This is a genomic window from Psychromonas sp. (genome assembly GCF_983033635.1).
In genome coordinates, this window is record NZ_CEZLMY010000078.1 from 1 (window position 1) to 12,604 (window position 12,604).

A 12,604-nucleotide genomic window follows, 5' to 3' on the forward strand; every position below is an offset into this window, starting at 1 on the left:
GAACTCTTGACCCCAACCTTGGCAAGGTTGTGCTCTACCACTGAGCTAGTGCCGCGTCACGTCTTATTTTATACTAAGCCTTGCTACATCTAATTGATGCCTGCTTCGTATGGGGTGCGATTATAGAGAGCGAACAAATGAATGCAAGCTTTTTTTGCAAAAGTACAGACAGAAAAGCTTGCTTGCTGAGTTTTTGAGCAGTTTTTGCTTTCTCGTTAATAAGAAAGCTTAATATTTAAAGAAATGTTTTTGATAATGCTGTAATTCTGATATTGATTCACGAATATCGTGCAACGCTAAATGCGTGCCTGATTTTTTATGTGCTTTAACCATCTCTGGTGCCCAGCGATAACCTAACTCTTTAATTGAGCTGACATCAATATTTCGGTAATGGAAGAATTTTTCTAATTCGGGCATATAGCGCACCATAAAACGGCGGTCTTGACTGATGCTGTTACCACATAATGGTGAAGCTCCCGCCGGCAGCCACTCTTTTAAAAATGCGAGTGTCGCTTGCTCAGCCTGAGTACAGCTAATTTCACTTTCGATAACCCGTGCAGTTAATCCCGATTTACCGTGATGCTCCGTGCACCACTCATCCATGCCATCCATTGTCTCTTTACTTTCATGAATAACAAATTCAGGCCCTTCAGCAAGAATATTTAAATCACTGTCCGTGACGACAGTTGCGATTTCGATTATTTTATCTGTATCTGGATCTAAACCGGTCATCTCCAAATCGATCCATACAAGGTTATTTTTATTCATGCTTATTGTGATCCTTTTCTCTGCTAGAGATGGCTCTTTTACTAACTTACCTAAAAAATATAGTATGATACGTGATTAATACAATATGTGATAGCTAAGGAAAACTGTGGCTAAGAAAAAACGACTCAGTAAAAATCAAGTTCGCCGTGTTCAAAGTAATCAGAATAAACGTTTGAAAAAAAATGACGACAAGCAATGGGATGAATCTGAACTTGGCCCACAACTTCAAGGCATTGTTATCAGTCGTTTTGGGCAACACGCTGATATTGAAGATGAAAATGGTAATATCGAACGCTGTAATTTACGCCGAGGGGTAAAGTCGCTAGTAACAGGCGATCGTGTTGTATGGCGTGCAGGCAATGAGGCATATCATGGCATCAGCGGTGTTGTTGAAGCGGTTCACCCGCGCACCACTGTATTAACTCGCCCTGATTATTATGATGGTATTAAACCCATTGCAGCCAATATTGATCATATTATTATAGTCAGCTCGATTGCACCTGAATTTTCACGCAATATTATTGACCGTTATTTAGTGGCTTGTGAAGATATTGGTATTACACCGATTATTGTTTTAAATAAAAGCGATCTGTTAGACGAACAATCGGCAAAAATGATTGACCAGGAGTTACAGAGTTACCGAGATATCGGTTATCAGGTTTTATATAGCTCAATGCATGGCGATGGATTAACCGCTTTAAAAAGCGTTATGAAAGATAAAATTAATATTTTTGTCGGCCAATCAGGTGTAGGTAAAACCTCGTTATTAAATATGTTATTACCCGAAGTTGACGCGATAACAGGTGAAATATCTGAAGCTTCAGGATTAGGTAAGCATACGACCACCACGGCGCGCCTTTACCATTTCCCGGAAGGTGGAGACTTGATTGACAGCCCGGGTATTCGTGAGTTTTCATTATGGCATTTAGCAGCAGATCGTATCGCCACCGGGTTTATAGAGTTCCGCCCATTTTTAGGTGAATGTCGTTTCCGTGACTGTACCCACAAAGGCGATCCTGGTTGTGCGTTAGTTGAAGCTGTTGAAACGGGTAAAATTGATGAGGCACGTTACCATAGCTTTTTACGTATCTTAGAAACCATGGATGATGCAAAAAACGCGCGTAATCGTAATCCAAACACTTATTAACAATCGAAGAAGAGAATATCATGATTGATCAGCTTAAAATTATTGGCCAGTACCTTTTACCAAAACACCTTGTTTCTCGTTTAGCAGGCAAATTAGCCGGCGCGAAAGCAGGTAAATTAACCACCTTTTTAATTAAACAGTTCATCGCTAAATTTAAAATCGATATGAGTGAAGCAAAACACTCAGATCCGGCCTGTTTTAAAACCTTTAATGACTTTTTTACGCGTGAACTGCGTGACGGCATACGCCCGATAGTTGCAGGCGAAGAAAATATTGTAATGCCGGTTGACGGTAAAGTAAGTCAGTTAGGCGATATTAAAATCGGACGACTTTTTCAAGCCAAAGGGCATGATTTCAGCTTGCGCGAACTGTTAGGCGGACGTGATGATATTGCAGCTCCATTTGATGACGGTTTATTCTCTACCATTTATCTATCTCCACAAGATTACCACCGTATTCATATGCCAATCACGGGTAAATTAGAGCAGATGATTTTTATCCCTGGTGATCTTTTTTCTGTTAATCCGTTAACCGCTGAAAATGTGCCGAACTTATTTGCACGAAATGAACGTGCCGTTGCTATTTTTTCAACAGCAATCGGACCAATGGCTATGGTATTAGTGGGAGCAACTATTGTTGCTAGTATTGAAACTGTATGGAGTGGCACCATTGCCCCAACAACAAACAAAGAGATCAGATATTGGGATTATAAAGATCAAGATATTACCCTTGAAAAAGGGGCTGAAATGGGACGTTTTAAGTTAGGCAGCACCATTGTTGCGCTATTCCCGAAAGACAGTGTTCATTTTCCGGAAGATTTACAGGCTGGCTCGGTGACACGTTTAGGTGAACTATTTGCAACCACCATTGAGACAAAATAGGAAATTTACGCGCCAATGACCCAATTATCGGCAGCACAATACTTAAAAAAAATCTTACTTGCTCCTGTTTATGAAGCAGCCGTTGAAACACCATTGCAACCGCTGAATAAGTTATCAAAGCGTTTAAATAATCAGATCTTATTAAAACGCGAAGATCTGCAGCCCGTGCATTCATTTAAATTACGGGGAGCTTATAATAAATTAGCGAATTTAACTGAGTTACAGAAACAACGTGGTGTGATCGCAGCCTCTGCGGGCAACCACGCGCAAGGTGTTGCGCTTTCAGCTAAACGAATGGGACTTAAAGCAACCATTGTAATGCCCTGCACCACCCCCGATATTAAAGTTAATTCTGTTCGCGCATTGGGTGCAACCACCGTTTTATTTGGTGATAGTTTTGATGCGGCCAGTGAGCATTGTAAAGCACTCGCCAAATTGCATAATTACACCTTGATCCACCCTTTTGATGATCCGGATGTGATTGCAGGCCAAGGTACAGTTGCCAAAGAGTTATTACAGCAAAATGCCCACCTCGATAAAATTTTTGTACCTGTTGGCGGAGGCGGTTTAGCCGCTGGTATCGCTGTATATATCAAGCAACTTTTGCCCGACATTAAAGTTATTGCGGTTGAGCCTGAAGATGCGGCTTGTTTAAAAGTGGCGCTGGATCATGGTGGACCTGTCACCTTAAGCAGAGTCGGATTATTTGCCGATGGCGTTGCCGTTAAAACAGTTGGCACTGAAACATTTCGTTTATGCCAGCAGTATATTGATCAGGTGATCACGGTCAACAGTGATGAAATTTGTGCCGCCGTTAAAGATATATTTGAAGATACCCGCGCAATCTCGGAACCTGCAGGCGCATTATCAGTTGCCGGATTAAAAAAATATTGTCAATCACATGAAGTTAAAGATCAACGCCTTGCTGCTATTTTAAGTGGCGCAAACGTCAACTTTCATGGCCTGCGTTATGTGTCCGAACGTTGCGAATTAGGTGAGCAAAAAGAGAGCATACTGGCAGTTACCATTCCTGAAAAACAGGGAGCATTTTTAGCCTTTTGTAATGAGCTTGATGGGCGCGCAATTACCGAATTTAATTATCGTTTTAATTCACGTAAAGAAGCCAATATTTTTGTTGGTATAAGAACACCACAGGGACACGATGAACTGTTGATACTAACCGAAAAATTAGCAAGCACAGGTTATTCTGTTGCAGATTTAAGTAATGATGAAATGGCAAAGTTACATGTCCGTTATATGGTTGGCGGCGCGCCAATTAGCGACTTAAAAGAGCGCTTATACAGCTTTGAATTTCCTGAGCACCCGAATGCGCTGATTAAGTTTTTAAACATGCTCGGCACCCACGCCAATATCACGCTTTTCCATTACCGCAATCATGGGGCCGCTTATGGACAGGTTCTAGCAGGTTTTGAACTAGATGAAGATATAGAGGCATTCAGTGAGCATTTAACCGAGCTTGGTTACAATTATAAAGATGAAACCGATAATCAGGCTTATCGCTTCTTTTTATCACAAGCCGATAACAGCTAAGGATCAGCAATAAATGCTCCCCTTACAACGCATTAATAAATTTATCCGCCGCTTATCACGCCGATTGACTTGGCCCATGATGCTATTTTTGGTGCTGGCACAGGCCGGCATCACTTATCTGTTGTTTGTATTTGCCGGGGAAACTGCATTAACTCAGCACCCCTTAGAGTTTATTTATTACAATATGGTAGTGGTTTCTACGGTTGGATTTGGCGATTTCAGTCCTGTCACAGATACGGGCAAGGCGATCGTTTCATTTGTACAAATCCCATCTGGGCTGATCGTTTTCGCCTCTTTTATCGGTAAAGTAACGCAACTCTTTATAAATATAGCGAGATCTAATATGAACGGTACTAATGACTTCTCTCATTACAAGGATCACATCTTACTGCTCTGCTGGGACAAACATTCAACAGAGCAGATCGTGGAACTGATTCTCGGTGATAAAAAGCGCCAGAAACGGAAAATATTATTATGTGTTACCGAGCAGATGAAAAATCCATTTCCGGATATTGACGAAGTTTCTTTTGCACGTCTGCGTACTTTTTCTGATATTGACGAACTCAAGCGTATCGCATTAAGTAAAGCACAACGTATTATCGTTGATGGCAAATCCGATGATGAAACCCTGTCTATCGCGCTCAGTATCGCCACTTACACTAGCTCGGATGCAAACATCTCTGCGCACTTTTTTGATAAAAGCAAAGCCGAGTTATTAAAAGTCCATTGCCCGCAAATTGAATGCAGCATTGATAGTAGCGCACAAATGATGGTACGAAGCATGCAGGATCCGGGCTCAAGCCAAGTAACAGAGCACTTACTTTCAACCCTGAGTGGTGCGACATTATATTGCCTGCAGACACCTGAACTTAAAAATCCGATTCATTTCGAACTGTTATTTAGCAAATTTAAAAGCAAATATGCAATGATTTTAATTGCATTAAGCCATTTTAAAAATGGTGATGATATGACATTAAATCCGGATCCGGAAACAGTTGTAAAAAGTGGCGATTTTTTACATTACATCGCCAACGAGCGAGTTGATGTCAGCGAGATAAACTGGAATGATTTTTATTAAAATAGTAAATAGAAGTTGTAAGGTATTAACAACTTTCATATCCGTTCTATAAAATATAACTTAACTTTTACTCAAGGCGGAATTAACAAGCCTCTGTTTACAAAAATATTTATGTACGCCTCGGTACTCATTTGTTTTTTACTGTTTACTAGCTTGTTGACAGTTATGACGATTTATCTATAATCGCCTCTCTTTATGTTCCTCGCTTTATAAAAGTGATGATTAAATGGGAAGCATATTTTAGCCATAAATCAGCTAAAAATAAGTATGCACTGCCCCCGCAACTGTGAATGTTTTTACAATCGAATTAACACGTAAAAATATAAGTCAGATACCAGCATAAAGAGCGTCACTGTCCATTAGCGGGTTGGCTTATGGAACGTAAATATATTCCCAAACTACTTTAAAACAGATTTTAGAGGGCTTGGAAATTCGTAATGGTGGCGAGCCAAAGAAAGTCTTTGTTGCTCAGCGCTGTTAAAAGAGAGCCACCGCCTCCAATAAAGCCAGCCACATCGAACTTTCTTATTATTAAAATTGAAATAACAAGGAAGAACCATGCCACGCCTACGTTTTACCCCAATAGCCTTAGTATTAAGCAGCATTTTCAGCACGCAAAGTTTTGCGACAGAAACAGCCGTTGAAGAGAACAACAGACAAGATGATATTGTAATTTCAGCCAGTCGTATTGAAAGCAAACGCATTGAAAGCGGCAGCTCAATTACCGTACTGGATGAGCACTACCTAAAAGAAAACCAAGCGCGCAGTGTTGCCGAAGTTTTACAGGACGTACCGGGACTTTCTGTTAACCGTAATGGCGGTTTCGGAAAAACAACTACCGTATTTATTCGTGGCGCCAACTCCAACCAAACCTTAATTATTATCGATGGAGTTGAAGTAACTGACCTTTCAAATATGACTGGCGGTTATGATTTAAGTAATTTAATGGCGGCGAATGTTGAGAGAATCGAAGTGTTAAAAGGTTCTCAAAGTGCGCTTTGGGGCAGTGATGCTATGGGTGGCGTGATTAATATTGTCACCAAAAAAGGGCAAGGGGAGCTCAATGGCAGTGCCGATTTTGAGTTTGGCAGTGATAAATTCAACAAGCAAAATATCAATGTTAATGGCGCGACAGCAACCAGCCATTATTCGCTATCTGCCAGCAACCTTGAAACTGATGGTATCAGCGCAAAAGATGAAGAAAATGGCGGCAAACAAGCCGATGCTTATGAAAACCAAACGATTGCTTTAAAAGCGGGCCATCAATTTAATGAGACCTTCGCGATTGATGGCGTGATGCGCTATAGCAAATCCGAATCTGATTATGATGCTTCTAGTGGAGATGCAGATAACTACAGTAAAAACCGCCAACGTTTGGCAAAAGTAAATGCATACCTTAATTTATTAAATAAGCAGTGGCAAAACCGCGCATCTGTCGCCTATTCTGATTCAAATAATCAGTGGTTTGAGCCTGCAGGTTGGAACAGTTACACTGAAGCCGAAGGCCAGAAGGTAAAAGCCGACTTACAAAGTACTTATTACTTACAAACAATGGGTGAGTATTCACAGCATATAACCCTGCTTGCTGAAACGGAACAGGATGAATATGAAAACGCATCATTTTCCGGTTTACAAGAGATGAAAAGCTCAGGCATCGTCGCCGAATACGGTATAGATTGGGCTAAAACTATTTTCTTTAACGCAGCCATTCGTCATGATTTCAACGATAGATTTGATGATACCACTACCCATCATATCGATATTTCAGCTTGGGTAAGTGACGGCACTCGTTTACATGCAAGTCAGGGAACGGGTGTTAAAAATCCGACATTTGGACAAATGTTTGGTGAAAATGCAGGTTGGGGTTATATCGGAAATCCAGATCTACAGCCAGAAACCAGTGACAGCTGGGATGCGGGTGTTGAATATAATTTTGAAAGCCTTGATGGATATGTCGATCTAACTTACTTTGATTCACGTTATACAGATATGCACGCCTATTATAGTGATCCAGAGACCTGGCAAGGTACTTACATCAACCTTGAAGATGAAGCTACCGCACGCGGTGTTGAGCTCACGGTCAACCTGAGAGTGGCGACCGATTTACGTGTTAATGCAGGTTACACTTACAGCAAAACCAGCGATGGCAGTGCGGATGATAAAACATTATTACGTCGCCCTAAAAACACTGCCAGCATCAATGCAAATTACAAATACACGGATAAATTGAGTGCCAATATTGGCGCGCGTTATGTTGGTGAACGCCGTGACAGTGTTTATGGTGAAGGAGATTTGACGCTGGATAGCTACACTGTGGTTAACATAGCAGCGGCTTATCAGGTACATAAACGCGTCTCTATTTATGGCCGCATTGAGAATGCTTTTGATACTGACTATGTCAATATCACAGGTTATAGTACTGAGCCGTTAAGCGCTTATTTGGGCGTAAGCTTTAAGTAAGTTTTATTACCTTATAAATATGGAGGGAGAAATGAATAATATTAAACTACCTGTTTTTGCCCTCCTGATATTAATTTTTATCACAGTTATCCACCTGCAGAAAGGGCCGCTATTTGCCCTTTTTGATGAAGGTTTAGGTAACTTCACCACGCAAATAGAGGGAGAAAGCTTCCCAAAAACACTTATTGATCGCACAGGTATTCAATTTGTACTGGAGGCGCCCCCTACTCGCATTATTTCGGCAACTTTAGCAACCGACCATATTCTTTCCGGTTTAATAAACCCGCAACGTTTAGTGGCGGTAAGCAGTTATGTTGATTATCCAAGCATGTCCAATATCGTTGGCTTTTTCGATAAAAGCATTAACCGTACCCAAGGAGAAATTGAATCAATGTTAGCGCTGCAACCTGATTTAGTGTTTGTCGCTTCTTATAGTAATCCTGAAACAGTGCGTTACCTGTTACGCAGTGGTATTTCGATTGTCCGCCTCAGTGAATTCAACTCATTTGCTGATATTTTTAATAATATCCGTATCGTGGCAAATATCACAGATACAAAGGCACAAGGCGAAGTGATTATTCACAATCTGGAGCAGCGAATTGCATTTATAAAAACGCAAGTTAAGGATAAACCTAAACTACGGGTACTGTATTACGACCTTAATGGCTACAGCGTTGGCGGTAATTCTTTAATGGATGAAGCAATTCAACTCTCCGGCGGCATTAATGTAGCCAATGGCGTGTTGGCCAGTGGCGAGAATAAAATTAGTGAAGAGTTAGCCATCTCCCTGCAGCCCGATGTGATTGTTATGAACCAGTGGGTATTTAACCAGAATAATGGGCAAGACTCAGCAAGCTCAATTCTGCAAAATAAAAAAGCCTGGGCGGATGTACCAGCCGTAAAAAACAATCGTCTTTATAGCGTACCGGGCATCTGGTTAAGAAGTGTCTCGCAGCATCGAATTAAAGGCGTAGAAGCAATCGCCAAACTATTACATCCTGATATCGAAATTTACCAAGAGAAAGCCCATGTTCAGTAATTTACGATCAATACAATTAGTGTTAATGCTATTAATGGTGCTGTTTATCGGCTTGACCATCTTAGGCGTATTACAGGGTCCTGCCGATATAACATTGACAAATATTTGGGCAATCTTAAAACAGGCTTTATTCAGCACTAGCGCCGCAAATATTCCAAACTGGCAAAGCAGCATTATTTTGGATGTGCGGTTACCACGGGTGATAATTGCACTGTTTGCAGGAGCGAGTTTGGCATTATGTGGCTTAGTAATGCAGGGCATGTTCCGCAATCCACTAGCGTCACCATCCGTATTAGGCGTTTCATCGGGCGCTTCATTAGGCGCGGTAATAGCAATTTATCTTGGCGCTTCTTTAGTGTCCGCTTGGGCAATTCCACTGTTTGCTTTTATTGGTGCCGGCATTTCATTAAGCATCGTTTATCGAGTGGCATCTAACCGAGGACAAACCAGTGTTGCGACCCTATTACTTTCAGGTGTAGCAATGAGCGCCCTTAACGTTGCGGCTACCTCGTTATTATTAGCCTTGTCTCTGAGTAATTGGGATGTAGCGCGCATGATCATTTATTGGACGATGGGCGGGCTCGATGGTCGCACTTGGGACCATGTTTTGATTATTTTACCGATTGTGCTGAGTGGATTTGTTTTATTACTCTTTTACAGCAAACAGTTAGACCTATTACTGCTCGGCGAACAACATGCCCTATCGGTCGGTGTTGATGTTAGAAGAACGCGCCGTAATCTATTAATTATCAGCACGGCAATGGTAGGAGCCTCCGTTTCAGTTGTCGGCGGCATAGGTTTTATCGGCCTGGTTGTGCCACATATTATGCGTTTATTATTAGGCCCTTCGCATCGTTATCTATTAGCGGCTTGCCTATTTGCAGGCGCAATTACTTTACTCGGTGCGGATCTGTTTTTAAACAGTTTTTTTAGCGAACAAGCGATCCCGCTTGGTGTGGTTACAGCAGCATTAGGTGCACCTTTCTTTCTTTTTCTTTTAATCAAACAACGTTTTGTTTTAAGTTAGTGGAGCACTCGATATGTCACCTTTAAGCTGTTTCAACCTCGCTTTCTCCTACAATAAAAAACCGTTATTAGCGGATATTAATTTAGACTTTAAAAGCGGACAATTTGTTGGTTTGATCGGCGCCAATGGTGCGGGTAAAAGTACCCTGCTGCAGCTGCTTTTAGGTTTAATAAAACAACAATCAGGTTCAGTCGCCCTTAATGGTTTAGAGATTCATTCGCAGAAACGTCGAGATATCGCCAAACAGTTAGCGTTTGTCCCGCAATCAATTGAGCTGCCCTATGCTTTTACTGTACAAGCTTTGGTGGCGATGGGAAGAAACCCATATTTAGGGCCATTTGAGTTAGAAACAGCCAAAGACAAAAAAATTATCGAACAGGCAATGTTAAAAACTGATATCGCACACCTGAAAGAGCGCATGGTAAACACCCTGTCCGGCGGTGAAAAACAGCGCGTGATTATCGCCCGCGCTCTTGCCCAACAAGCGCCGACCATTTTACTTGATGAGCCAATCGCCAGTTTAGATATCTGTCACCAAATAGAAACGCTGCAGTTAATACAATCACTTAGCAAATCAGGAAAACTTGCCCTAACTGCACTTCACGATCTTAATTTAGCAGCAAGTTATTGTGACCGTTTGATTTTGATTGGTCAAACGCATGCGGGCTCAGTGAAAACAATCATTGCCGATGGTTCACCAGAGCAGGTGCTTACACGTGAGAACCTGGCAAACTGCTTTTCTATTGAAGCCGACATTATCAAAACGAATGATAAAATTAGCCTGGCGAATATCAAGCCAATTAAAGCAAACAGCCAACAACAAAATTGCGAGACACACAGCACAACAACTACAGCGTATTAATCAATCTGCTTTGCTCAGCAGTTCGTAAGGGTTAATATATCTCTTTCAGCTGTTCACAAACTAATTTAGATACCTTAATCACCATGCATAAATCAGAGGAATAACACCAAAATGGCACTGGACAGCGCACTAAATACGGTTGCAAACACATCGATTTTTCAGGAGATCCAACAAACTATGCCGCAATGGTTTCAGCAGGGCGGAATCGTGATGTGGTTATTGCTACTTGCCTCTTTTTTAACCTCTATAGTGACATTAGAGCGCATTTTTGTATGGATAAATTACCACTTAAAACGGGAACGTTTTGTACTTCATGACTGTTTTGCCTCATTAAATCAACATCAAAAAACGGATGCATTAAAGTTTTGCCAAAAACTTGATACCCCCGCTTTGAACATGCTTGCACATGGCATAAATGCCCTGCCTTTTTCGCCAAATGAAATAATGGAATCATACGCAGAAAAACAGATAAGTTTCATGTCGCGCGGTCAATCATTGTTAGATACCGTTATCACACTTGCACCTATGCTTGGAATTTTAGGCACTGTACTGGGGATTATCGATTCATTTAATATTTTAAGTCTGCAGGGCGTAGAAAATCCAACCGCAGTTGTTGGAGGTATTGCACAGGCACTTATTTCAACCGCTATGGGGCTTTCTGTCGCATTATTAGCACTATTACCTTACAACCTGTTCCGCTCTTTTATTCAAAAACTAACGCTACGCCTTGAAAGTATTGGCAGTGAATTTTATCATGTCTGCCATCAGAAAAGCCTGATCACCAATCAGATGAGTGAAATAATGCAGATTCAAGAGGAGAGCCTGTGCGAAAGTGATTCAGCGGAGACTGCAGCAGATACCGTAGCTGAACACAGCGAGATGCCTTACCACTATGAATTTAAAGAGGGTTCAGATGAAGTAGATGTCAGCCTTCATGATGAAATGAAAGGTCTTCACAAAACCACACAAGCGTCATTAGTTGAGATGTACGAAAGTGCAGTTGATAATAGCAAAGAATTTTACGGTGTTGATGAAGTAAAACTACAAGAACAGCAACAAGCTGTCGCAGAGAAAGTCTAATGAAATTAAGTAAATCTCGTTTTCAACAACCCGCACGTATTGAACTGCTACCGCTTATTGACGTGATCTTTTTACTGCTGATTTTCTTTATTTTTGTGATGCTAAAAATGACAGTGCAAAGCAGCATTAAAGTTGATTTACCCCAATTAGTTGCAAGCACACAACAAACAAAAGAGATGCTGACCATTAGCATCAATGCTGATAATCAGGTTTTTATTAATGAGCAAAGCAGCAAGTTACAAGATGTTCTAAAACAGGTACAATCATTGCAGCAAAAAACCAAGTTGCCTATATTAATTAGAGGCGATCAGCAATCGGACTTAGGCATTGCTTTAACTATTTTGGATAAACTGCGTTCAGCCGGATTCGAACAGGTAACTTTTGCAACAGAAAAAGATAAATAGAGATAAATATTTTTTATGAAACAGATTAGTAACTACTTTCCCTTTTTTATTCTGACTATCCTACTTTATGGATTCTTTTTCTATCATCACAAGCAGTCAACTATTATCAACCCTGTTCCATTTAATTCTGGCCAGCAGGCAGTACAACTGCAATTTGTTGACGTGACAGAAGAGATATCAAAAAGCCAAGCTGAAACAGAGACTACAAAGAAAGAGGTTGAAACAGAAGTTGAAACAGAAGCTAACACCGAAACTGCAAAGAAAAAAGTTGAAAAACAGCAAAGCGAAAGCGTTGAAATCACGACGA

At 41.0% G+C, this 12,604-nt stretch carries 12 protein-coding genes and 1 riboswitch; of the genes, 11 read left to right on the forward strand and 1 reads right to left on the reverse strand.

Going from position 1 to position 12,604, the window contains the following annotated elements:
• Window positions 1–228: 228 nt before the first annotated feature.
• Window positions 229–774, reverse strand: a complete 546-nt coding sequence (gene orn, locus AC4GME_RS11245) for an oligoribonuclease (RefSeq protein ID WP_490379409.1) — start codon at window positions 772–774, stop codon at window positions 229–231.
• Between the two features lie 100 nt (window positions 775–874).
• Between orn and rsgA the strand changes: the two genes are divergently transcribed.
• The 11 genes from rsgA to AC4GME_RS11300 all read left to right on the forward strand — a co-directional run.
• Window positions 875–1,915, forward strand: a complete 1,041-nt coding sequence (gene rsgA / locus AC4GME_RS11250; protein WP_490377145.1) for a small ribosomal subunit biogenesis GTPase RsgA — start codon at window positions 875–877, stop codon at window positions 1,913–1,915.
• 20 nt (window positions 1,916–1,935) lie between these two features.
• On the forward strand, window positions 1,936–2,796 hold the full coding sequence (asd, locus tag AC4GME_RS11255; protein WP_490377144.1) for an archaetidylserine decarboxylase: 861 nt from the start codon (window positions 1,936–1,938) through the stop codon (window positions 2,794–2,796).
• Between the two features lie 15 nt (window positions 2,797–2,811).
• Window positions 2,812–4,347 (forward strand): threonine ammonia-lyase, biosynthetic, encoded by a 1,536-nt coding sequence (gene ilvA, locus AC4GME_RS11260; RefSeq protein ID WP_490377143.1) that lies wholly within the window; start codon window positions 2,812–2,814, stop codon window positions 4,345–4,347.
• A 13-nt stretch (window positions 4,348–4,360) separates the two neighbouring features.
• Window positions 4,361–5,425, forward strand: coding sequence for a potassium channel family protein (locus tag AC4GME_RS11265; RefSeq protein WP_490377142.1), 1,065 nt, complete (start codon window positions 4,361–4,363; stop codon window positions 5,423–5,425).
• 178 nt (window positions 5,426–5,603) lie between these two features.
• A riboswitch (cobalamin riboswitch) is annotated at window positions 5,604–5,782 on the forward strand.
• A 201-nt stretch (window positions 5,783–5,983) separates the two neighbouring features.
• The gene (locus tag AC4GME_RS11270; protein WP_490377141.1) at window positions 5,984–7,885 is read left to right on the forward strand and encodes a TonB-dependent receptor plug domain-containing protein; all 1,902 of its coding nucleotides are present in this window, start codon (window positions 5,984–5,986) and stop codon (window positions 7,883–7,885) included.
• A gap of 31 nt (window positions 7,886–7,916) precedes the next feature.
• Window positions 7,917–8,924, forward strand: a complete 1,008-nt coding sequence (locus AC4GME_RS11275) for an ABC transporter substrate-binding protein (RefSeq protein ID WP_490377140.1) — start codon at window positions 7,917–7,919, stop codon at window positions 8,922–8,924.
• Window positions 8,914–9,951 carry a FecCD family ABC transporter permease gene (locus AC4GME_RS11280; RefSeq protein WP_490377139.1) on the forward strand — a complete coding sequence of 346 codons (1,038 nt, stop codon included), beginning with the start codon at window positions 8,914–8,916 and terminating at the stop codon, window positions 9,949–9,951. Before AC4GME_RS11275 ends, AC4GME_RS11280 begins: the two co-directional genes overlap by 11 nt.
• A 13-nt stretch (window positions 9,952–9,964) precedes the next feature.
• Window positions 9,965–10,813 carry an ABC transporter ATP-binding protein gene (locus tag AC4GME_RS11285; RefSeq protein WP_490379404.1) on the forward strand — a complete coding sequence of 283 codons (849 nt, stop codon included), beginning with the start codon at window positions 9,965–9,967 and terminating at the stop codon, window positions 10,811–10,813.
• 111 nt (window positions 10,814–10,924) lie between these two features.
• A complete protein-coding gene (locus AC4GME_RS11290) occupies window positions 10,925–11,893 on the forward strand; it encodes a MotA/TolQ/ExbB proton channel family protein (protein WP_490377137.1) in 969 nt (322 codons plus the stop codon).
• On the forward strand, window positions 11,893–12,297 hold the full coding sequence (locus AC4GME_RS11295) for an ExbD/TolR family protein (RefSeq protein ID WP_490377136.1): 405 nt from the start codon (window positions 11,893–11,895) through the stop codon (window positions 12,295–12,297). The genes AC4GME_RS11290 and AC4GME_RS11295 overlap by 1 nt, the downstream gene beginning before the upstream one ends.
• A gap of 15 nt (window positions 12,298–12,312) precedes the next feature.
• Window positions 12,313–12,604: hypothetical protein (locus AC4GME_RS11300; protein ID WP_490379405.1), on the forward strand; the 292-nt coding region annotated here is incomplete at its 3' end.